Annotated in this window: 13 protein-coding genes; 10 read left to right on the forward strand and 3 right to left on the reverse strand. The window is 37.0% G+C overall.

Annotated features, from left to right (window positions below; translation table 11 throughout):
* The first annotated feature begins 129 nt into the window (after positions 1 to 129).
* The 8 genes from C1A06_RS12080 to C1A06_RS12115 all read left to right on the forward strand — a co-directional run bounded on the left by C1A06_RS12080 (position 130) and on the right by C1A06_RS12115 (position 14,660).
* The gene (locus tag C1A06_RS12080) at positions 130 to 3,210 is read left to right on the forward strand and encodes a SusC/RagA family TonB-linked outer membrane protein (RefSeq protein WP_101690470.1); all 3,081 of its coding nucleotides are present in this window, start codon (positions 130 to 132) and stop codon (positions 3,208 to 3,210) included.
* A 19-nt stretch (positions 3,211 to 3,229) separates the two neighbouring features.
* Positions 3,230 to 4,756: a RagB/SusD family nutrient uptake outer membrane protein gene (locus C1A06_RS12085; protein ID WP_101690471.1), complete on the forward strand. Its 1,527-nt coding sequence runs from the start codon at positions 3,230 to 3,232 to the stop codon at positions 4,754 to 4,756.
* A 97-nt stretch (positions 4,757 to 4,853) separates the two neighbouring features.
* Positions 4,854 to 7,148 carry a beta-glucosidase BglX gene (bglX, locus tag C1A06_RS12090; protein WP_101690498.1) on the forward strand — a complete coding sequence of 765 codons (2,295 nt, stop codon included), beginning with the start codon at positions 4,854 to 4,856 and terminating at the stop codon, positions 7,146 to 7,148.
* 139 nt (positions 7,149 to 7,287) lie between these two features.
* On the forward strand, positions 7,288 to 8,592 hold the full coding sequence (locus C1A06_RS12095; RefSeq protein ID WP_245872067.1) for a glucoamylase family protein: 1,305 nt from the start codon (positions 7,288 to 7,290) through the stop codon (positions 8,590 to 8,592).
* Positions 8,593 to 8,620: 28 nt separating this feature from the next.
* A complete protein-coding gene (locus tag C1A06_RS12100) occupies positions 8,621 to 10,381 on the forward strand; it encodes a family 43 glycosylhydrolase (protein ID WP_101690473.1) in 1,761 nt (586 codons plus the stop codon).
* Between the two features lie 31 nt (positions 10,382 to 10,412).
* Positions 10,413 to 12,644 (forward strand): glycoside hydrolase family 3 C-terminal domain-containing protein, encoded by a 2,232-nt coding sequence (locus C1A06_RS12105; RefSeq protein WP_101690474.1) that lies wholly within the window; start codon positions 10,413 to 10,415, stop codon positions 12,642 to 12,644.
* A gap of 12 nt (positions 12,645 to 12,656) precedes the next feature.
* The gene (locus C1A06_RS12110; protein ID WP_101690475.1) at positions 12,657 to 13,769 is read left to right on the forward strand and encodes a DUF4886 domain-containing protein; all 1,113 of its coding nucleotides are present in this window, start codon (positions 12,657 to 12,659) and stop codon (positions 13,767 to 13,769) included.
* 21 nt (positions 13,770 to 13,790) lie between these two features.
* The gene (locus C1A06_RS12115; RefSeq protein ID WP_101690476.1) at positions 13,791 to 14,660 is read left to right on the forward strand and encodes an endonuclease/exonuclease/phosphatase family protein; all 870 of its coding nucleotides are present in this window, start codon (positions 13,791 to 13,793) and stop codon (positions 14,658 to 14,660) included.
* Between the two features lie 707 nt (positions 14,661 to 15,367).
* On the opposite strand, the gene C1A06_RS12120 is transcribed toward C1A06_RS12115, so the two are convergent.
* From C1A06_RS12120 to C1A06_RS12130, 3 genes are all read right to left on the reverse strand, one after another.
* Positions 15,368 to 18,019, reverse strand: a complete 2,652-nt coding sequence (locus C1A06_RS12120) for a TonB-dependent receptor (protein WP_101690477.1) — start codon at positions 18,017 to 18,019, stop codon at positions 15,368 to 15,370.
* A 2-nt stretch (positions 18,020 to 18,021) separates the two neighbouring features.
* Positions 18,022 to 19,011 carry a FecR family protein gene (locus C1A06_RS12125; RefSeq protein WP_101690478.1) on the reverse strand — a complete coding sequence of 330 codons (990 nt, stop codon included), beginning with the start codon at positions 19,009 to 19,011 and terminating at the stop codon, positions 18,022 to 18,024.
* Between the two features lie 76 nt (positions 19,012 to 19,087).
* Complete coding sequence (locus tag C1A06_RS12130) at positions 19,088 to 19,639, reverse strand: RNA polymerase sigma-70 factor (protein ID WP_101690479.1); 552 nt, start codon at positions 19,637 to 19,639, stop codon at positions 19,088 to 19,090.
* A gap of 619 nt (positions 19,640 to 20,258) precedes the next feature.
* Between C1A06_RS12130 and C1A06_RS12135 the strand changes: the two genes are divergently transcribed.
* Positions 20,259 to 21,920 carry a DUF4091 domain-containing protein gene (locus C1A06_RS12135; protein WP_101690480.1) on the forward strand — a complete coding sequence of 554 codons (1,662 nt, stop codon included), beginning with the start codon at positions 20,259 to 20,261 and terminating at the stop codon, positions 21,918 to 21,920.
* Positions 21,921 to 21,937: 17 nt separating this feature from the next.
* Positions 21,938 to 25,294: a glycoside hydrolase family 2 TIM barrel-domain containing protein gene (locus tag C1A06_RS12140; RefSeq protein ID WP_101690481.1), complete on the forward strand. Its 3,357-nt coding sequence runs from the start codon at positions 21,938 to 21,940 to the stop codon at positions 25,292 to 25,294.
* Positions 25,295 to 25,301: the final 7 nt, after the last annotated feature.

Below are 25,301 nucleotides of genomic sequence, written 5' to 3' on the forward strand. Positions count from 1 at the left end.
CATCCTATTCAAATGAAATGAAAAACATCTAAACTTTATTAATGAAGAACAACTTCAATTTACGATTAAAGCTATGCAAAAAATAAGGCATAGATATTTTCACTAAATCTATTCACAGAAAAATTTAATATGAAGCAAAATTTAAAGAAAAGAACATCCATTCTGAAAGGAGTTATGTTCGTTTGCCTCTTCTTAACTAGCATTATTGGATATGCTCAGGAGAGAACTATATCAGGAACAATTACCGACAGCAATAAAGAGCCATTGATTGGACTTAGCGTTGCTGTAGAAGGAACCACCACCGGAGTTATGACCGACCTAGATGGTAAATATTCTATTTCTGCTAAACCGGGGGATATCCTCGTTTTTAGCTACGTGGGAATGCAATCCCAAAAAATCACTGTCGCAAATCAGTCTGTTATTGATGTTGTAATGACTGAAGATGCTGCAACTATGCTCAATGCAACTGTTGTAATTGGTTATGGTACAGCAAAAAAACGTGACTTAGCGGGTTCTATTGTAAGTATCAGCGCTGAGGATATAGCTAATCGCCCATCTTCTAACCCTTTAGCGTCACTACAAGGTAAAGTATCCGGTGTTCAAATTGTGAATAGCGGACGTACAGGACAGGATCCAGAGATCCGTATTCGTGGTACGAACTCGATCAATGGGTATAAGCCTTTATATGTAGTTGACGGATTATTTTATGACAATGTTAACTTCTTGAATGCTGCAGACATCGAATCGATGGAAATCTTGAAAGACCCTTCTTCGTTAGCAATTTTTGGTGTGCGCGGAGCAAATGGCGTCATCATCGTTACTACGAAAAAAGCAAAAGAGGGAAAAACTGTTGTTAGCATCAATTCATCAGTTGGAGTTAAAAATATTGTCAATAAAGTAAAAATGGCAAACGGAGATCAATTCCGTGAAATGTATAACGAACAGTTGAAAAACGAATGGTTAGACGGAGACCAAAAAGAACCATTTATGCCTTTTGATTTTTCAAAATTCCAAGCAAATACAAATTGGCAAAATGAGATCCTACGTACAGCGATGGTTACAGATAACAATGTGAGTGTTTCAGCTTCGACAGACAAGAGTAATTTCTATCTGGGTATAGGATACATGTACGAACAAGGCAATATCCAGAATGAAAAGTATAATAGAATAACTATTAATCTGGCAAATGATTATAGTTTGACAAAAAATTTCAAAGTAGGATACCAATTCACTGGAGCTCGAATTCAACCTCAATCTACACCTACTGACGAAGATGGAATATTGAATGCACTACGTTCAGCTCCGGTTGTTGAACCATACAATCATGAATATGGGATGTACAACAGACTTCCTAACATGCAAAAAAATCAAATTACCAACCCAATGCTGATGGTTGATGAGCAGACAAGAACAACAAAAGCGACAAATTATACTGCTGGTGGTAATGTATATGGTGATTTGAACATGCTTAACAATAAGCTAAACTTCAGAGTTATGTTAGGATTCGATTATCGCACAGAAGATAGCCGTACCTATAAACCTCAAAGATTTATGTATGACTTAGAAACAGAAAGCATATATGAACCTGATAACAACAAGTCTAGTATAGCACAATTCAAGTTGGATGAAACCAAAGTTCAAAGCGATTATGTATTGACTTATACTGATAAATTTGGAGATCATGGATTAACTGCTACAGCAGGTTTCACTACGTTCTACAATAGACTATCAAAATTAGATGCTAGCCGTAAGAGCGACTCAAATCTACCTATCAGTACAAATCCTGATGACTGGTATGTGAGTAAAGGTGATATAGAATCGTCTACAAATGGAAGCGATCAATGGGAAAAAACAACACTATCATTCCTACTACGCGGTTTGTATAACTACAAATCAAAATACATCTTCAACGCATCATTCCGTCGTGATGGAACATCAGCATTCTACTATACTGGAAACGAATGGCAAAACTTCTACTCTTTTGGTGGTGGATGGATAATTACCGAAGAGGAGTTTATGAAAGACAATGGCATCATCGACTATTTGAAGTTGAAAGGTTCATGGGGTACATTAGGTATTCAGGATGCAGGAAGTGCATATCCAGCATATCCTCTACTTGGAACTAACGATCCTGATGGTATATTTGGAGATCCTGAGCAACCGAACTTCGGTGGTAGCCCTGAATACCAAGTTGATAAGAACCTAAGATGGGAAAAAGTAGAAGCATGGGAAGTTGGTATTGAATCGTATTTTGCAGCTAACAGACTAAAATTTGAAGCAACTTACTACGATAAATTGACAAAAGACATGCTAATTCAATTAGATGGTTTTGCTGGAACAGCTCCGGCTATGCAGAACAGAGGTAAAATGTCAAATAGAGGTTTCGAATTTTCTCTTGCTTGGAATGACAAAATCGGAGAAGATTGGAGATATGGTATTAATGCAAACCTTGCGACTGTAAGAAACAGAGTCAAAGAAATATATTCATATGGTCCAAATAAGTTGAATATTATATCAGGAGCTAAGAGTATAGCTTATACACAAGAAGGAATGCCTATCGGGTATTTCTATGGTTACAAAGTAGATGGAGTCTTTCAAAATCAACAAGAAATCAACGATGCCAACGTTAAACTTGATCAAACTCCAAAACCAGGTGATTTAAGATTCAAAGATGTAAATGGTGATGGTATTATTGATTCGAAAGACCGTACAAAGATTGGTAATCCAACACCTGATTTCACTTATGGTATTTCGCTAAATCTTGGATATAAAAACTTCGATCTATCAGTTGACATGATGGGTGTACAAGGAAATGAAATTTACAGAACTTGGGATAACTATAACTGGTCTCCATTCAACTATATGTCACAACGAGTTGGACGTTGGACTGGCGAGGGAACATCAAACAGCCAACCAATCTTGAACACCAAAAGAACGATTAACAATTTAAATTCAGAATATTACATCGAAGATGGTAGCTTCTTCCGTATCAGAAATATACAGTTATCATACCAATTCGATCAATCTTTGGTAAGAAAGTTAAGAATGTCATCACTTAAAGTGTATGTAAACGCTCAGAACCCAGTAACTTGGAAAAATAACACAGGTTACTCGCCTGAAATCGGAGGATCAGCAATTGCCTTCGGTATTGACAACGGAACATATCCTGTTCCTGCAGTATATACATTTGGATTTAATCTAACATTTTAACTAGCAAATAATAATTAATATGAAACATATAAAAATATATCTAACAGTATGTCTCACTGCATTAATAGCATGGGGAACCGTTAGTTGCGACGATACTCTGGACAAAAAACCTCTTGGTCAGCATTATGAAGCAACCATAACATCAAGAGTTAACAAAATATATGGTCTTACACGCAGTTATAATATTACTGCAGGAATTCCGGCATTCCTTATCCATATGGTACGTTCCGAAGATTCGGAAAAAGGAAGCGATGTTACCGACGGAGCTGATCAATATGCATTTTTCGACGAGTTTGCATATCATGCAAACAATGGTTCAGTAAAAGCATACTGGAATCATAACTATCAAATAATAAAAGAAGTAAATGACGTCATAGCATTAGTTGAAGCATCAAGAGATGCAGAAGGCAGCTTAACTGAAGAAAATGCAAGACGTTTAGGTGAAGTTTATTTCTTCAGAGCATTTTGTTATTTCAATCTAGTAAGAGCATTTGGTGAAGTTCCAAAAATTGATTTCCCTGTAGCAATATTGGAAGATGGAAACATCCCTAAGTCTTCGGTTGAAGATATATATGCTCTTATCGACAGCGACTTGGCTTATATCGTAGATAATGAACTACTTCCTATAAAATGGCCACAATCAACTGATCTAGGTCGCATAACCTATGGAGCTACCAAAGCATTGCAAGCACGTACATTCATGCAACGTAACGAATGGAGAAAAATGTATGATGCAGCTCAAGAAGTTATCAATTTGGGTATATATGATTTGAAGACTCCTTATAACAAAATTTTTACCGAAGAAGGTGAATTCTCCAGCGAATCTGTATTCGAATTGGCATGTATGTCTACTCCATCTCGTCCGTCTGACAATGCTATCGGAAGCCAATTCTGTGAAGTACAAGGTGTACGTGGAACTCCTAACTTAGGTTGGGGATGGCATATGGCTACTAAAGAGCTTGGTGAAGCTTACGAAGCAGGCGATCCTCGCAAAGATGCTACACTACTTTATTTCATAAGACCAAACGTAACAGATCAGGATACGATTCCGAACGCTCCTGATGGAGAGATTCCGGTATCTACAGCTATGGGTGGCTATTTCAATAAAAAAGCCTATGTAAGTCCTAGCGAAAGATCGAGATATACTTCGAACTCAGGTAAATGGGTAAATATTCGTCTTATACGCTACGCCGATGTGGTATTAATGGCTGCAGAAGCTGCAAACGAATTGGGACAAACTGATCAAGCATTGGATTATTTAGAGCAAATTCGTGAACGTGCAAGAGGTGGAAACGAGTCTATTCTTCCGAAAGTTACCACTAGAGATCAAGTTGAATTGAGAAAGAAAATTCATTTCGAAAGACGTATCGAATTAGCACTTGAACCAGATAGATTTTACGATTTAGTACGTTGGAATGAAGCTGAAGAGGTATTACATGCCGCAGGTAAAACAAAATACCAAGCGAGACATAAATACATTCCGATACCACAAGATATTATCGACCAATCGGGAGGAGTATTAGTGCAGAATCCAGATTTTAATTAAAAGAATGAACCTAATATTAGCCAAGGGCATACCTTGCCCTTGCTAATTTTAGAAGTTGGTAATAGGACTAAGGCTATAAATATTTTAAAAAATTATGATGAAAAAACTTATGACTTTCGTATTTGCTTGCTTTCTGCTATCGTCATGTGGTAGCGAGAAAAAAGGTAATGCAAATATGAACAGCTTTATTGACGATTTGATGTCTAAGATGACCTTAGAAGAAAAGATCGGACAGTTAAATTTGCCAAGCTCTGGAGATATTACTACTGGACAGGCGAAAAGTAGTAACATTGCAGAGAAAATTAAAGCCGGACAGGTTGGTGGTCTTTTCAATATTAAAGGTGTAGAAAAAATAAAAGAAGTACAGCGAGTTGCTGTAGAAGAAAGCCGTCTGAAAATTCCGTTGATATTTGCAATGGACGTTATTCATGGCTACGAAACAGTATTTCCTATTCCGCTAGGATTGGCTGCCACATGGGACAGAGAGGCCGTAGAAGAAGCTGCCCGAGTATCGGCTATCGAAGCCAGTGCCGATGGTATTTGTTGGACATTCAGCCCAATGGTTGACGTTTCACGCGATCCACGATGGGGCCGTATGTCAGAAGGATTCGGCGAAGATACATACCTCGGAGGCGAATATGCCAAAGCAATGGTATATGGTTATCAAGGCAGAGGCTCGGATGCATACAAAGCAAACAATCAGATAATGGCTTGTGTAAAACACTATGCTCTATATGGAGCTGCTGAAGCTGGACGCGATTATAATACAACAGATATGAGCCGTATCCGTATGTTCAACGAATATATGTACCCTTACCAAGCTGCAGTTGATGCAGGAGTTGGTAGTGTCATGGCTTCATTCAACGAAATAGATGGTGTGCCCGCCACAGCTAATAAATGGCTAATGACCGATGTATTGAGAAATCAATGGGGCTTCGATGGCTTTGTTGTAACAGATTATACTGGAATCAGCGAAATGATTGATCATGGTATTGGTGATTTCGAAACAGTTTCAGCTCGTGCCCTAGATGCCGGAATAGATATGGATATGGTTAGTGAAGGATTCTTGTTGAATCTAGCTAAAGCTGTAAAAGAAGGTAAAATATCGGAGAAGCAAATTGATCAGGCTTGTCGCCGCATCCTTGAAGCAAAATACAAACTAGGTTTATTCGACGATCCTTATAAATATTGTGATCTAGAACGTGCCAAAACCGAAATATATACAGACGCAAACAGAGCTATTGCTCGTAAAACAGCAGCAAAAAGCTTCGTGCTACTAAAGAATGATAAAAACACTCTACCTCTAAATAAAAAGGGAACTGTTGCCGTTGTTGGTCCTTTGGCCAATTCACGATCAAATATGCCGGGGACTTGGAGTGTTGCTGTTGATTTAACTGCTCCTAAAACTCTGGTTGAAGGGATTCAAGAAGTTGCAGGATCAGACGTACGTGTTACTTATGCTAAAGGTAGTCACCTTGTGAGTGATGCTACATACGAAGAACATGCTACAATGTTTGGTCGTTCACTAAACCGTGATCAGGAAAAACGTACAGATGCACAAATGTTAAGTGAAGCCCTTTCGGTCGCACGCAATGCTGATGTTATTGTTGCTGCATTGGGCGAGTCTTCGGAAATGAGTGGCGAAGCAAGTAGTCGCACCGATATTGGTATTCCTGATGTTCAAAAAACACTGTTAAAAGAATTATTGAAACTCGGAAAACCAGTTGTACTTGTGCTTTTCAATGGCCGTGCTATGACTTTAGGCTGGGAAACTGAGAATGTTCCTGCAATACTCAACGTCTGGTTTGGAGGTAGCGAAGCGGCTTCTGCAATCGGAGACGTATTATTTGGAGATGTAAATCCTAGTGGAAAACTACCAGTAACATTTCCTCAGAATGTAGGTCAAATTCCATTATTCTATAATCATAAGAATACTGGCCGTCCTTTAGCTGAAGGAAAATGGTTCGAAAAATTCCGCAGCAATTATCTAGATGTTAGTAACGAGCCGCTTTATCCTTTTGGATATGGTTTGAGCTACTCTGAATTCCAATACGGAGACATTAAGTTGAGTGCAAACGAGATGACGAACAGCAACGAATTGACAGCTACAATTACTGTTACGAATACAGGCAAGTATGATGGTGATGAGGTCGTTCAGTTATATCTACGAGATATAGTTGGATCGGTAACTCGCCCCGTAAAAGAATTGAAAGGATTCGAACGTGTAAATATAAAAGCGGGAGAATCGAAAGAAATATCGTTCAAAATTACACCTGAAATGTTGAAATTCTACAACTACGATCTTCAGTTTGTAAACGAACCGGGAGAATTTAGCGTAATGATTGGTGGTAATAGCAGAGATGTTAAATCGGCAAATTTTGTTTTAAAATAATGATTTAATATCACATCATGGGGAGAGGAGGTAGTTACGCAAATCAGGCTTAAGGTGTGTAACTCCTCCTTTCTTAATTAAATAGGCAGATATGAATAATAAGATTATATATATACTAGTGGGTATCATCACAATATCCATGATAGCTTGCAACAACAAGAAAAATGATTCGGCAACAGATATCAACACTTTAGCTCTATCCGACGAAGCTTTACTGGACACAATACAGAGACGTACTTTCCAGTACTTTTGGGATGGAGCCGAGCCCGTAAGCGGCATGGCTCGCGAGCGCTATCACCTGGACGGAAATTACGGAGAGCATAGCAAAAACACAGTCACATCAGGAGGCAGTGGCTTTGGAATAATGGCTATTATCTCGGGTATCGAACGTGGATACATAACTCGTGCTGAAGGACTAGAAAGAATGGAGCGTATTGTATCATTTCTCGAAAAAGCCGACTCGTTCAAAGGAGTATTTCCACATTGGTGGGATGGCGAGACAGGAAAAGCAGTTGGTTTTAGCGATAAGGATAACGGAGGAGACTTGGTTGAAACATCTTTCCTTGTACAAGGGTTACTAGCGTTACGTCAATACTACGTTGAAGGTTCGGATGCTGAACAAGCTTTGGCTAAGCGCATTGACTCATTATGGAAAAATGTGGACTGGAATTGGCATCGTAATGGACAGAATGTGCTTTATTGGCACTGGAGTCCGGAACATTCATGGGAAATGAACTTTGCAATTCGCGGTTTTAACGAATGTCTAATTACATATATTCTGGCAGCATGCTCCCCTACTCATGGCGTACCAGCCGAAGTTTATCATGAAGGTTGGGCCGAAAATGGGGCTATTGTTGAGCCACATACAGTAGAAGGTTATGATCTGAATATGCGTTATCAAAGTAATATGGGCGCTGGTCCTTTATTTTGGGCACACTACTCATTTTTGGGACTCAATCCGAACGGACTGAAAGACAAGTATGCTGATTACTTTAAAGAAATGAAGAACTACACGCTTCTGAATCGTGCGTACTGTATCCGCAATCCGAAAGGATATAAAGGTTATGGAGAGAATAGTTGGGGATTATCAGCTAGCTACACAGTAACAGGATATTCGGCTCATCATCCATATGAAGAGGGCGATCTAGGAGTGATATCTCCTACAGCTGCACTTTCGTCTATTGTATATACTCCTGAAGAATCGATGCAAGTTATGCGCTATCTATATCAGAAAGGTGATACAATTTTAGGTGATTATGGTTTTTACGATGCGTATAGCGAAACTGAGAATTGGTATCCTCAACGTTATCTGGCAATTGATCAAGGTCCAATTGCAGTGATGATAGAGAACTACAGAAGTGGATTACTTTGGAACTTATTCATGAGCCACCCTGACGTACAAGCTGGACTTCACAAATTGGGATTTACTTATAAAAAGCCTTAATATCTAAGAATTTAAATATAAATAAGCCATGAAATTCTTCTTACTAATATGCCTTTCACTGCTATTCTCAATAGTAAGTTCTGGGCAGACAAGACAAAAGACTTATTGCAATCCAATTAATATTGACTACGGTTACTGCCCTATTCCGAACTTTACGGAATGGGGTAAGCACCGAACTTCGGCCGATCCGGTAATCGTCAATTACAAAGGAGATTATTATTTATTCTCTACCAACCAACAAGGATATTGGTGGAGTAACGATTTATCAGACTGGAATTTTGTTTCACGTCCTTTTCTGACTGAAGAAGCAATAGAGAAAACTGCAAATAAATGGGACGATCTGTGCGCTCCGGCAGCTTGGGTGCAAGGTGACTCGCTTTGTGTATTTGGCTCTACCTACTCACGTATTTTCCCAATATGGGTAAGTACAAATCCGAAAGCAAACGAGTGGAGCAAAGCTGTTGAGCATTTCGATATTGGTGGTTGGGATCCGGCTTTCTTCATTGATGGAGATGAACGTCTTTATATGTACAATGGTAGCAGCAATGTGTATCCGTTATATGGAATAGAATTGGATAGATCCACTTTCAAACCGATAGGTACTCGCAAAGAATTATTGCTGACTGACGGCGACAAAATAGGATGGCATCGTTTTGGCGAACATATGGATAACACTTTCTTAAAACCTTTCATGGAAGGTGCGTGGATGACCAAACATAATGGGAAATATTATCTGCAATGGGGAGGACCTGGAACAGAGTTCAGCCATTATGGAGATGGCGTCGCAGTGGGCAATGATCCTTTAGGTCATTTCGAGCATGTATCCCTACCATTGAGTATGAAAGCCGGTGGGTTTATTCGCGGTGCAGGACATGGAGCTACGTTTCAAGACAATTGGAAAAATTATTGGCATACGTCAACAATGGTCATCAATACGAAAAACAACTTCGAACGCCGAATAGGCTTATGGCCTGCCGGATTTGACAAAGATGATGTGATGTATTGCAACACAGCTTTTGGCGATTATCCTCACTATTTACCTAATGGTACGACTGATCATTTGAAAAGTCGGTTTACAGGATGGATGCTGCTCAACTACAATAAGCCTGTGCAAATTTCATCAGTATTAGGTTCGTTTTCGGCAAACAATCTTGTAGATGAAAGTATCAAAACATATTGGAGTGCCGAGACCGGGAATAAAGGTGAATGGCTGATCTCGGATTTAGGCGAAATATCGACAGTGCATGCAGTTCAAATAAATTATGCAGATCAGGATGTTGAATTCTTGGGTAAAACACTCGGAAAATATCATCAATACATCATTTACTATTCGAACGATGGCAAAAAGTGGAAAACACTAATAGATAAAAGCTCTAATAAAAAAGATGTTCCGCACGACTATATTGAATTGGAACAACCTGTACAAGCTCGCTATCTGAAGATGGTAAATATTCATATGCCAACCGGCAAATTTGCAATATCGGGCTTCCGTGTTTTCGGTCTTGGCAATGGAGAAAAGCCTCAACCTGTAAAAAGCTTTACTGTACTGAGGGGTAATATGACCGATCGCAGAAATGTTTGGTTCAAATGGCAAATATCTCCGGATGCTTATGCATATAATATTTATATCGGAACAGATCCTCAGAAGCTTTACAACTGCGTAATGGTACACAATGCGAACGAATATTACTATCAGGGGATGGACAAAACTATTCCGTACTATTTCGCAATAGAAGCAATCAACGAGAATGGAGTTTCTACGATGTCGGAAATAATAAAATCAGAATGATTGAGAATCTCATAAAATATCAAATTATACAATGAAAAAAATACAAATATCTTTATTGTCTATAATCGCAGTCGGATTATTGACTATAAATATCGGAGCTCAGAATAAGACTCCGATATATCTGGATGAAACAAAACCTATCGAAGAGCGTATAGAAGATGCGCTATCACGCATGACTGTGGAGGAAAAAGTAGCTATGTGTCATGCTCAGTCTAAATTCAGTTCTCCCGGCGTGCCACGTTTGGGTATTCCTGAGAATTGGGCTACAGATGGACCTCACGGTATTCGCCCCGAAGTTATGTGGGACGAGTGGGATCAGGCCGGATGGACAAACGATTCATGCATTGCATTTCCTGCTCTTACTTGTCTGGCTGCTACATGGAATCCAGAAATGGCAGCTTTGTACGGAAAATCAATTGGCGAAGAAGCTCGTTATCGAAATAAAAATATCCTTTTAGGTCCGGGTATCAATATCTACCGTACGCCTTTGAATGGGCGAAATTTCGAATACATGGGTGAAGATCCGTATTTAGCATCTCGCATGGTTGTTCCATATATCCAAGGAGTTCAATCCAATGGTGTAGCTGCTTGTGTGAAGCATTTTGCATTGAATAATCAAGAGATTGACCGTCATACAGTAAATATCAATGTGGACGATCGTGCACTTTACGAAATCTATTTACCTGCTTTCAAAGCTGCTGTACAAGAAGGACAAGCTTGGGCTATTATGGGTGCATATAATAAATATAAAGGTCAATGGGCATGTCATAACCAATATCTACTGAATGATATTCTTCGCAACGAGTGGAGATTTGACGGAGTAGTTGTTTCGGACTGGGGTGGTGTAAACGATACATATCAATCAATATACAATGGTTTGGATATGGAATTCGGCTCGTGGACTGATGGCTTGAGCAAAGGTGTAGGCAATGCTTATGATAATTATTATCTGGCTCAACCATTTCTGAAACTTCTGAAAGATGGTAAAGTCAAAGAAGAAGAGGTTGACAAGAAAGTACGAAACATCTTACGTATGGTATTCCGTACAACTATGAATACAAAACGTCCTTGGGGTTCATTCAGCACAGATGAACATGCAACAATAGGTCGCCGTATAGCAGAAGAAGGCATCGTTTTATTACAAAACAAGAACAAGGTTCTACCTATTGATTTGAATAAGACAAAAACAATATTGGTCGTAGGCGAAAATGCGATCAAAGGAATGACTGTTGGTGGAGGAAGTTCATCGTTAAAGGCCAGATACGAAGTATCTCCTTTGGATGGTCTGAAAAAAAGAATCGGAAATCAGGCCGAAATTCTTTATGCAAGAGGTTATGTTGGGGATCCAAGCAATACCTACAACGGTGTTACTTCGGGACAAGATTTAACAGAAAGCAGATCGGCAGCTGAACTAATAGCCGAAGCTGTTGAATTGGCTAAGAAAGCCGATTTAGTAATTTTCATTGGTGGATTGAACAAAAGCGATAATCAGGACAACGAGGGACATGATCGCAAAAGCTTAGAATTATCATACGGACAAAATGAGCTTATTGAAAATCTTGCAAAAGCGAATGCAAATCTTGTAGTAGTTAATATTTCAGGAAATGCAGTAGCCATGCCTTGGATAAATAAAGTTGCGGGAATTGTACAAACATGGTATAATGGTACTGAATCGGGAAATGCTTTAGCCTCGATATTGATGGGAGATGTAAATCCTTCGGGTAAATTACCAATGTCTTTTCCTGTAAAATTGACCGATATAGGTGCTCATAGCTTTGATACAGCTTGTTATCCCGGAGTAGATAAAGAGGTTACTTACCGTGAAAGTATATTTGTAGGCTATCGTTGGCTGGATAGAGAGAAGATAGCTCCTCTATTTCCTTTTGGACACGGAATCAGCTATACAACTTTTACTTACGGGAAGGCTGTAGCCGACAAAAAAGATATATTTAAAGGGGATAAAATAACCATCACTGTTAATGTGAAAAATACAGGAGAACGAGATGGAGCCGAGGTTATTCAATTATACATCAGCGACAAAAAATCATCTTTACCTCGTCCCGAAAAAGAACTGAAAGCTTTTGAAAAGGTATTTCTTAAAGCCGGAGAAGAAAAAATGGTATCATTCGTAATAGATCAGAATGATCTTAGCTTTTTCGATGATAAGAAACATGACTGGGTAGCTGAACAAGGCGAGTTTGAAGCTTTGATAGGTTCATCAGCTAAAGACATCAAAGGAAAAGTTAAATTTGTACTTAGATAAAAGAATAAAACCATGAGAAAATATTTATTTTTATCGATATTTATCATTGTTCTGAGCTTTGTTTTCAGCTTCGAAGGATACTGTTCTGAATTGCCCAAAGATATACTATCTCATAAAGCTCTATGCTTGAAGCCGAATGACAAATTTATATTGAAATCCGATCTTGGACAAAGAGCTGAAGGCGTAAAGAAAGTATATTGGACTGCTAGCGATCCCAGCATTGTGTCTCTAGAGAACCCGAGTCATGGTTCTGTGACAGTTAAAGCACTAAGACTTGGGCAATGTGATGTTACCCTTTTTGCTGATAGCCGACCCATCACTTCATGTCGCGTAATAGTTGATGACGATGGTGTCATCAAAATTTTGGCAATAGGGAATAGTTTTTCGGAAGATGCGTTAGAGCAACATTTGTATAGTATTGTAAAAGCTGAAGGCATTAATATAGTCATCGGAAATATGTACATTCCTGGATGTTCTATCGAACGTCACTGGCAAAATGCATCTAACGATGCTGCAGCATATAGTTATCGAAAAATCGTAAAAGGAGAGAAAAAAACTACTGAGAATTTTAAAATATCGCAAGCTATTACTGACGAAAATTGGGATTATATCAGCTTTCAACAAGCCAGTCATTTCTCTGGTATTTTTTCTACCTACGAAAAGGATCTACCCTCGTTGGTTAAGTATGTAAAAGATAAAGTAAAGAAAGATAATATTCAGTTAGTACTTCATCAAACCTGGTCTTATGCTAATAACTCAACTCACGACGGATTCCGAAATTACAATAACAATCAGATGACTATGTACCGTAGTATAGTCTCTGCCGTTTCGGAAGCCTCTGTCTTAACTGGAATCGAGACAATAATACCGGTCGGAACGGCTATTCAAAATGGACGTACGAGTTTCGTTGGAGATCATTTCAATCTGGATGGTTATCACCTTAATCTTCAAATTGGACGATATACGGCGTCATGCACTTGGGCCGAGAAGCTTCTCGGAATTAAGATATTGAGCAATAGCTATTACCCAGACGAAATGACTCTTGACGAAATTATAATAGCACGTTTGGCAGCTCACTATGCTATAACTAAACCTGATGAAGTATCATCATTAACTGGATTGTAATCACTAAACAAAATAAAGAATATGAAAAGACTAATATTCAACATACTTATACTGACAACAATAATTATTATGCAATCATGCTCAAACAAACCACTTGAGCTCAATGTAATGACTTTCAATATAAGACTTGACGCCGAGTCGGACAGCCTGAATAACTGGAAATACAGAAAAGACGTAGCTGCTCAGATCATCAAAAATTACGATGCCGATATTATCGGAGCTCAAGAGGTATGTCCTAATCAGATGCAAGATTTAAAAGACAGATTACCCGAATATGCAGCAATTGGTGTAGGCCGTGAAGATGGAACTAATGGCCCGAATAGTGGCGAAAGCAGTCCTCTTTTTTATAAAAAAGACAAATTTAAAGAACTTAAATCCGGTACATTTTGGTTAAGTGAGACACCCGATGTTCCATCTATGGGTTGGGATGCAGCATGTCGTAGGGTCGCAACATGGGCGGTACTGGAAGATATTGCAAGTGGTAAAAAGTTTTTTACAGTTAATACACATCTCGATCATGTTGGTCAGGAAGCACGTATCAAAGGCGTAACTTTGATGTTAGAGAAAGCCATAGAGGAAGCGGAAGGTTATCCGGTGATATTGACCGGTGATTTCAACTCGACACCGACATCAGATGTTGTAAAATATATAATTGACGAAAGCACTCCACATAGTTTGGCCGACAGCCGTAGTCTGGCAAAAAATAAAATTGATAAAGCAGGAACATTCCACAACTTCGGCAAGTTAAGCTCAGATCAGCAGGAATATATTGACTATATTTTTGTGAGCAAAGGTACTGAAGTAGATAAATACGAAGTTATTGATGACAAATTGGATGGGATATTTCTATCGGATCACAATCCGGTTTTTGCAAAAATAATAGTTCACTAATCTAAAAAAACGTATAAAACCGATCACATGAAATCACTATAAATTGGCCACAATTTCGGAGAAACTATGAAAAAAGATATAAACGATAGAAAATTCAAAAACCGCATAAAACATTGGATACCAGCGATAATTAACTACTTAAAAACAGGAGAAAACATCTAATAACTAGTCAATTTCGGCTCTTAATCAATAGAGCAATGGTTCGAGCCCCTCCGAGATAACTTGAAAGATAGCAAGTTGGATACGACAAACTGCCAAATCAATAAAAAACTCTCTAAAATAATATTTTAGAGAGTTTTTTCTACAAAGAGACATTATCAGCCACTTTATTTCCTATTAAAGACAACGAATCGTTACGGATTCTATATTTTAATAAAACTGTAACGAATAAGAGCATAACTATCCCATTTGTACAATATACTGGACAAATCACCCAATAACATTTTGATTATCAAAATATATCTTATAGCTAATATTAGGAATTATCCCAAAGCCTTTTTCTTTTTTTATTTTGTTTGTCTTCTCATCATATTGATAAAATGTGATTCCATATATCCGCCTACATTTAATATTTTTAGAGAAGTTACATTTGTAGTGTTGATACTTCGTTTTACTTTATGGTTTAAAGACTTTCGACATTCTAGAATCGGGAAGAGGGTCTCAAGCTACTTTCCGATTCTTTTTTATCAATTATATTTTATAGTTGACTAAAATCCTGCGGCTCGTTTAGCTCTTTCTTCTCGTTCAGTTGCAGACTGCTTACTCGAACTTCTTGTTTTTCCACTATTAAAACGTAGATTGAATCGAACCATGAGCATATTACGATATGGTTTCAGACTTTGAGTATAACTCTCTTTATAAAAAGGGGTATCTATTTCTTTTTTTAATTCACCCCTTACACCCCATTCCAAAGGAAGAAAATACGATATCATTAAGGATGCACGCTTTTTCCAGAATTGTTTTTGGACGGATAACATCCATGAATCCATGTTTACCATTTGATAACCTTGCAACAATGCACCTTTATCTATACTTCTATAATATCCTACTTGTGCTCCTAAATTCCATTTTGGATTAAAATATCCTACTTCAGAATCAAATATAAGCCCATGATAAGAATTGCTTATCCCCTTGTAACTTGACTTGTCATAATAATATGTGAATGTACTATTCCAATTAAAATATCCTCCCAATGGTTGGTCATATATCACTTGAACAGCGTATTGCTTTACATTGATATTGGCAAAAGTGCTGAAATAATCTCCTTTCTCATATGTATAAATTTCACTTATCCGCTTAGGTGTGAACTTAAACATCGGTTTGATAGTTAATCTATCCCAGAATGTTGCTTTTACCGAAATAGTATGTCTTACTGCCGACCTTAGATTCGGATTGCCCGATTGCATCATTATGGAGTCTACCGCTGTAGTCATCGGACTGAGTTGATACAATGTTGGATAATAACTATTCGTCAGGTATGAAATATTAATATTTGCAACTTCGCTAGCTTTATAATTCAACTGAAAGTAGGGCTGCAGATTCCAAAAACTATTTTTCTTATCACTACGGATGTTAATGTACTCCATACTAGCCCCAGCTTTCATACTTAGTTTATCATTGGTGTTGTATTGCAGATAGCTGAATAACTGATTCCTTCTTTCAGAATAATTGAGCATTTTTTCTCCATTAATATTTTCGGAGTCATATTTTCTCCATACATTCACATAACCCAAATTCAGAGATAGTTTGCTAGATAATATATAATCTCCTTCCAGATTGAACTTCGTGTAGCTTTTGCTTTCTTTATAAAGATTGTTTTGCAAAAAGTTATTATCCTGATTGAATCTATTCTCTACATCATTCTTGTAATGGTTATAAGTAAAATCACTATATATTTTCAGATTATCTCCTATGTCTCCCTTATAGAACAGTGTACCAACGTAATCTTTATCTCTGGTTTTATTCCTTGTCGTTGTGACAGACTTTGTTGATATATTATTTTTTATATCCTTGATTTGTTGGTCAAATAGATAATTGTCACTGATATTCTGAAAAGTATAATCTCCTTGAAAAGATATTGTATGATCAGGATTTAACTGATAGTTAATTCCTGCAGTCAGATAATTGGACATGTAACCATAAATATTATTCTGATTATCTTTTCCGGTTCTTTTTGATTCTATTTCAAGCAAATCTTTATATTCTTGCTTTTTCCAAATCGGTGTGTTCATATGTATATTTGCATATACATAATTAGCGAAAAGGTTAATTTTATCCTTTGTATATGTTATCCCAATTCCTGGCTGATCATTTATCAACCAGTCATCTCCATTATAGCCTGCAAGACTTGTCATTGACATATTACGGATATTAATATCATACCCCTGATAATCTTCCTTCAATATAAAATTGATAATTGCTGCATACCCATCTGAAAGATGTCTACCGGATGGTTCGGTGATTACCTCAATTTTAGAGATTCGATTAGTTGGAAGATTCTTTATATAAACGCCCGACTGTTGAATACCATCAACCAATAATAGAACTGCAGTTTCGTTGCCAACCTTGATGGAATTCGACAATTTATCAAAACGGACACCGTGTATCTGATCTAAGAGTTCTTGAGCATTGGATGCGCGCTCGCGCATCTTGTCTGTCACTAAATAAGAGTTTCTGTCTACTTTATGATCAACTCCTCTAGCTGTGATTGTCGTTTCGTTCAACATCTGCTCATCCGGAGCTAGTAAGATCTCAGTTAAATCAAAGCCTTGAACTGTTAAAGATATAGTTCGTGTTTGATAGCCAATAAAGCTGATTTTGATTGACTGCGCTTGCCGTTGAGTTTTTAAATCAAATCTCCCCTTTTCATTACTTATGCCGGCTGCTATAAAATTTCCGTTATCATCAAGCAATGTTATAGTTGTATAACTTAATGGCTCTCTTGATACACTATCCAAAACTACTCCCGTATAATAGTAAGTACCTTCAGTCTCCTGATTATATCCATCTTCAGAAGATTGGTTACTATCTGCATTAGCTTGTATATTATTTGAATGATCCATAGGGTAAAGAATAATGTGATAACCTTTAATTTTAAAGGTATGCCCTGTTTTCTCTAATATCTTCTTTATGGCTTGAGTAACGTTCATCTTATCGATAGATAGACAGATCGGCTTAGCTAAGTCTAGCTTAGAATGCTCATAAGCAATACTGTAATTACTTTGTTCTTCAATCTTTGATAAAGCCTCTTTCAATGGTATACTATCACCTTGAATCGAAATAAGTCCATTCTTATTTTGAGCAGATATTATCGATACAACAAAGTGACATAGAAAGAATAAATATATTGTACGTCTCATATTTAGTGACTTTTACTAACTTTTACTACAATGATTTCATTATTATTTATTTGATAGGAGAAACCTCCTACGACCTCTTTCAAAACATTTAGAATATCTTCCAAGCTATCCTTTTTTATAAATTTGACCGTGTAACGACTCTGTGCTAAATTCACATTTGCATCAACACTAAAGGATACATTGAATTTACGCTCTAAGGCTTGTATGATTTGCCCAAAAGTAGCATCCGAAAAAACAAGTTGCCCTGTAAGCCATGCATCGGTTTCATTTGAGGAAATCTCAGTGATATTTATTATAGATGTTTTTTTATTAAAGCTAAGTTGTTCATTTGGTTTTAATATTTGAGATTGTTCCACCGATTTCACTTCAATTTTTCCACTTGTCAGTGTTGTGGTGATTTGTTCCTCGTCAGAGTATGCTTTAACATTGAATTTAGTTCCGAGAACATTAACAGATAACTTTTCTGTATTGACAATGAAGGGTTTCATTTCGTCTCTCTTAACTGAGAAATAGGCTTCTCCATCAAGCTCTACTACACGCTTATTTCCTTTGAACTCTTTTGGATATTTGATAGTTGAGCCTGCATTAATCCAGATTTCGGAACTATCGGGTAAAAATAAATGTTTTTCTTCTCCATAAGCGACCTGAATTTCTATCATATTGTTTTGAGTAGTTTGATAGTACAAATATCCTCCTCCGATAATAAATAAAGGAATCAAGACCGCAGCAATACGACTTAGTTTCTTATAAAGAGGGATTTTGACAACTTGCTTTTGTGGATATCCAATGCGTTGGTTCACTTTATTCAATGCTGAATAAGTCTCAGAATTAGATGTAGTTTCTAAACTATTCCAATATTCTAAAGATGCAGATTCTTTCTTATCTGTATTCTCATCATTAATAAACCATCGTTGGACTCTTTCTTCTGTCTCAGGAGAAAAACGACCAGATAGATATTTTTTGATGATTGCTGATATATTACTTTTCTTCATTTTGCTTTACTTTACTATATATACAAGCAAGCATCGAAAAACTCAGTAAGAAAAATGAAGTTTTTTGATAATATTTTTAAAAGAGGGTAAAAAAGAAGATCGAAATCGCTCTTCGGATTTCTTTCAGAGCAAGGCTAAGCTGGCTCTCTACATTTCTTTTGGAAGTATTTAGTCGTTCTGCGATCTCGGCATTATCCAAACCTTTATTTCGGCTCAATATATAAATTTGTTTGCGTTGCTCTGGCATTTTGTCTACAAGGTCATCTATAAACAGACCTAATTCTTTAGCTATCATATCTTCTTCTGATGTTGAAGAATGCTCTAAAGCTGATGTATTAGCAACATAAGTAGAATGTAGATATTTATGTTTCAGAAAATTAAGAGCTGTATTTCGTGCAATAGTGTGTAGATATGCATTAAATGATTTGGAAGTATCTATTGAGCTTCTCTTTTCCCAAAGATTAACAAAAAGATCTTCTGTCAACTCTTCTGCATCCGATTCAGATTTTATATATCCGAAAATAAAAATTCTGACTCTATCATAATAAGCTATAAAAACAGTTTCAAAAGCACTGTGGTCTCCATGCCTCAAAGCTTCTAATGTTATTATATCAATCTTATTATTCATGCTATTGATAGGTTCTGTATTGTATTAAGAACAAAAGAAAGAATAATTTATTAGATAATGAAGTCATTTTCGAAATGTTAAGAGAACCATATTGATTATTTGAAACATGATGATTTCTGCCTTAAAATATTTCAAACAACTTATCACGTTACACTATAATGCAATCATACAGGTATTTACAAATAAACTACACTTAAAAGTATATTATTAGTTCTTGTTTTCTTATCGTCTATTTTTCAGCTTTGGAACCAAAATAATGATGCCGATATACAGCAAACTCCTTTTATAGAAGTAAAAGACACTATAGAAAATGAGAAATCTATACGGATTTCTCAAATAAAGCAAGAATTAGATAAAAAATGGAGATTTATTAATACAATTTTATCTTAGGATAATACTAATTTTTCTTACTATTCTTTCTTCCTATTTTTTCAGTATCTTTATTCTTCAGAATATTAATTCTGGCTTTAAGTTGATACATCTAAAATAATCTTATACCAAAATGTCTAAAAAAACTACATTACTTTTGTGTGCATACTGCTTATTATTACTTTCTATAATTGGAAGTAGTTCATGTAAAAGAAAAAGAGCAATTAAGGAGTGTGAAACTTTTCTCGAAATGAAAGATCCAACTACAGATACACTATCTGATTGGTCGACAGTAAGTCCGGGATTGCATATTTCACAAGTTCCTATTAATCAGAAATACTCGAAATCTGTACTTCCCAACATCGAGATTAATAAAAGCATAAATATCTCAGGTTGGAGAGGAGAGAAAGTTTCAGCGCAAGTCGTTATCTGGTCCTCCGAAGATATCAATCAGATAGAATGTGAGTTTAATGATTTTAGTTCCAAGAACTCTACCCTATCTGCCGATATTGCACAAGCTAGGTTTGTTCGCTATGTTATGACTGACGAATTCGGTCCAGGCTGTGGATATCGCAAACCCGAAGATTTTGCAGCATCTCTTGCTCCTGACATGTTAGATAATCTACAATGCTTCGATTTGGAAGCCAAAACAGTTAGACCTATTTGGATAACTTTTGATATTCCCTCAGACGCAAAACCCGGAATGTACAATGGTACTTTAGAAATATTCTCTCGCGAATATGATTCACAGAAGATAGATATATCAATCAATGTAGTAGATAGAACATTACCAGCAGCTAAAGAATGGGTTTATCACCTCGATCTTTGGCAGCATCCTTCAGCTGTAGCCAGAGTACATAATCTCGAAATATGGAGTGATGAGCATTTCGAAAAAATGAAACCTCTAATGAAAATGCTTGCTGATGGTGGACAAAAGGTAATTACGGCAACATTAAACAAAGACCCGTGGGATAATCAATGTTATGATGCGTACGCAGATATGATCTTTTGGACAAAAAAAGAAGATGGAAGTTGGACTTACGACTATAAAATATTTGACAAATGGGTGCAGTTTATGATGGATTTAGGTATAACTAAAATGATAAATTGCTACTCTTTACTCACTTGGAATAATAAAATTCGTTATTACGATGAGGCTAAAGAAGAAACTATAGATGTAGAGCTTAAAGCCCAATCAAAAGAATACAGAGAAGTATGGTCTGCTTTCTTGAAAGATTTCACACAACATCTTAAAGATAAAAAATGGTTGGAAATTACGAATATAGCGATGGACGAGCGTGCTCCTGAAGATATGAGAGCAGCCTTAAATGTATTGAAAGACGCTGCCCCCGAATTAGGAATATCTCTTGCCGATAATCATAAAAGTTATCAGCAATATCCATGGATAAAGGATATCTGTGTTGGCGCTGACAACAAAGTTGATGTAAAAGAAATAGAAGCTAGACGAGAAAAAGGATTGATCACAACCTACTATGTATGTTGTTCGGATAAATTTCCGAATATGTTTACTTTCTCTCCTTCTTCCGAGTCCGTATATGCTGCTTGGTATGCCGTAGCATGTGATTATGATGGATTTCTACGTTGGGCATACAATTCATGGGTAGAAAACCCATTGACAGACTCACGTTTCAGGACATGGCCTGCCGGTGACACATATCTGGTTTATCCTGATGCTCGCAGCTCCATTCGTTTCGAAAGATTGATAGAAGGGATACAAGATGCTGAAAAGATTCATATACTACGTAAAGAATACGCTTCGGAAAACACACCCGAATCATTAGCTAAACTCGAAAAGCTAAATCAAACGATAGCTCAGTTCGGTACGCTAGAGCCAGCAACAGATTGGGAACAAAAATTAATCGAAGCGAAAAACATACTAAATCGCGAATAATCTGAGAAGAATATAATATGAAGAAAAAACTGCTATTTAATATTCTCTTAACCTTTTTATGTATAAGTGGAAGTCTTAACGCACAAGACTTACCTTACTGGAGAGACTTAAATATTACGAAAGTCAATGTTCAAAAGCCCCGAAGTACATTCATGTCGTATAATGAAAAATCGGATGCGCTGACTAGTCAATATGAAAAAAGCAAACATTATATGCTCCTCTATGGGACATGGAAATTCTTTTATGTTGATGCATATAGCAATTTACCTCAAAATATTACAGATTCTGAAGTTGATTTAAGCCAATGGAAAGATATCAAAGTTCCGGGAAATTGGGAAATACAAGGTTTTGGAACAGCAATATATACAAATCATGGATACGAATTCAAAGCGAAAAATCCGACACCACCATTATTACCCGAAGAAACACCGGTCGGAGTCTACCGTCGAGAAATAGATATCCCACAAGAGTGGCTGGATAGAGATATTTTTTTACATATTGGAGGTGCTAAATCCGGAGTATATACATACATCAATGGAAAGGAAATAGGATATAGCGAAGATTCAAAAAATCCAGCAGAGTTTCTGATTAATGACTTCGTTAAGCCTGGAAAAAATAGCCTAGTATTGAAAATATTCCGTTGGAGTACAGGTTCGTATCTGGAATGTCAAGATTTTTTCCGCATAAGCGGGATAGAAAGAGATGTCTTCCTTTGGTCGCAACCCAAAGTTGCAATCAGAGATTTCAATGTAGTATCTACACTTGACGAAACATACAAAAATGGTATTTTCGATCTTTCCGTTGATGTCCATAATCACAAAAAAACGCAGCAGAATGCGATCGTTTCATTCGAACTGATAGATCATCAAGGGAAACAAATTCTAACTTCTAATCAGAAAATTAATATTGCTCCCAATCAGTCTGAAGTTATTAATTTCAAAGATGAGATTCAAAATGTCTTGACTTGGACATCCGAGCAACCTAATTTGTATAAACTAATTATGAGTATACAAACTGATAATGAAAAAGAGTTTATTCCATTTAATGTCGGATTCCGAAAAATTGAAATAAAAGAAAGTAATTACGAACAAAACGGTAAAAAGCTAAGATTGTTTTATGTGAATGGACAACCGATAAAACTGAAGGGTGTTAATATTCACGAAACTAGTCAATACACTGGTCACTATGTAAGTCCTGAGGAAATGAAACGGAACTTCGAGCTAATGAAGTTAAACAATATAAATAGTGTACGTTTGGCGCATTACCCTCAAGACAGAAAGTTTTACGAAATGTGTGACAAGTATGGGATATACGTTTATGACGAGGCAAATATTGAATCGCATGGCATGTATTATAACCTAAAAGTTGGAGGTACATTGGGCAATAATCCGGATTGGCTTCACTCCCATCTGTACCGCATCGAGAATATGTATGAAAGAAATAAAAATTATCCGTCAGTTACAATCTGGTCATTAGGCAATGAAGCCGGAAATGGATATAATTTTTACAATGCATACTTATGGATAAAAAACAAAGAACAAAACAAAATGAATCGTCCAGTCAACTACGAGCGTGCTTTATGGGAGTGGAATACCGATATGTATGTTCCACAATATCCTTCTGCTGCATGGTTGGAAGAAATAGGGGCTAAAGGTGCAGATAGACCAATAGTTCCATCAGAATATGCCCATGCAATGGGAAATTCCACCGGCGACTTGTACGGGCAATGGCAAGCTATATATAAGTATCCTCAGTTGCAAGGTGGTTATTTATGGGAATGGATTGATCACACAATATTGACAAAAGACAAAAATGGAAAAGAATTTTTAGCGTATGGAGGCGATTTTGGAAAAGACATGCCATCTGATGGAAACTTTGTGGCTGACGGCATAATAGGTTCAAATCAGCAACCGCATCCGGGTATGACGGAGGTTAAATACAATTATCAAGATATCGGCTTTAAAGCTATTGATTTGACGCAAGGTAAAATAGAGATAACCAATAGGTTTTATTTCAATGATTTATCTAAATATAAGATTATATACCAACTGAAAGCAAATCAGGACATAGTGACAGAGGAAACGCTTAATATACAACTGCAGCCGCAAGAGAGCAAAATTATTACGATTCCAGTTGAACAGCTAAAACCCAAAGGTGGAACTGAATACTTTATCAATTTCAGAGTATATACTCAAGAAGCTACGCTTCTTGTCCCGAAAGGACATATAGTAGCATTCGATCAATTTCTACTGCCAATAAAGGCCCAAGCTGAAAAATATGTTGCCAATAAAGCCCCGGCATTGAATGTTACAGAAAAAGACCATGCTATCACAATATCATCATCTAAAGTCCAATTCGTTTTTGATCTAGATAAAGGTATCGCAAGTTCATATAAAGTAGATGGAATTGAATATTTCGAGAAAGGATTCGGTATTCAGCCTAATTTTTGGCGAGCTCCAAACGATAACGATTATGGAAATGGAGCACCTTTGAGGCTTCATCGATGGAAAGAGTCGAGCAAAGACTTTAAAATTGTGAGCCATAATTATTCGAAGAAAGAGAATAATATCTCGCTTGATATCACATATGCTCTTAAGGCTGGAAATAAATATATCGTAAACTATGAAATTTTCCCGACGGGTGTAATCAAGATATCTGCCCGTTTCACGGCTTTAGACGCAGAAGTAGAAAAAGTGGATAAGTCGGAATCCGAACTCTTGGCAACCCATTCGCCAAAGGCCTTAGCTGACCTGAAAGCAAAGAAAGATGTTGTCGAAGTTCCTCGCATCGGTGTGCGATTCAGACTACCCGAACAAATGAACCAGATAGCATACTTTGGCCGAGGCCCTGAAGAAAACTATATTGATCGATTTATGGGTACAACTGTTGACTTATATAAAACGACAGCCGACGAAATGTATCATCCATATGTCCGTCCACAAGAAAACGGTCATCGCACAGATACCAGATGGATGATGGCAACAAATAAGTCGGGTAAAGGCTTGCTTATAAAAGCACAAGACAAAATAGAATTTAATGCTTTGAGAAACTCTATCGAAGATTTTGACGGAGAGGAAGCAAATGCACCTTATCAGTGGAATAACTTCTCAGAGCAAGACATCAAAAACAGAGACTATGAATGGGCCAAAAACCGTTTACCAAAACAAACTCACGCTAGCGATATCACGCCACGTAATTTTGTTGAGATCTGTATAGATCTGAAACAACAAGGCATTGGAGGATACGATAGCTGGGGATCGAGACCAATTCCTGAAGCTACTATATACGCCGATAAAGATTATGAATGGGGATTCTCTATTATTCCTATATCAAACCTGAAAGATGGTATAAAAAAATCATCACTTACATACTAAATCAAAT

Origin of the sequence: Dysgonomonas massiliensis, from assembly GCF_900240225.1 — a bacterium.
Lineage (GTDB): Bacteria > Bacteroidota > Bacteroidia > Bacteroidales > Dysgonomonadaceae > Dysgonomonas > Dysgonomonas massiliensis.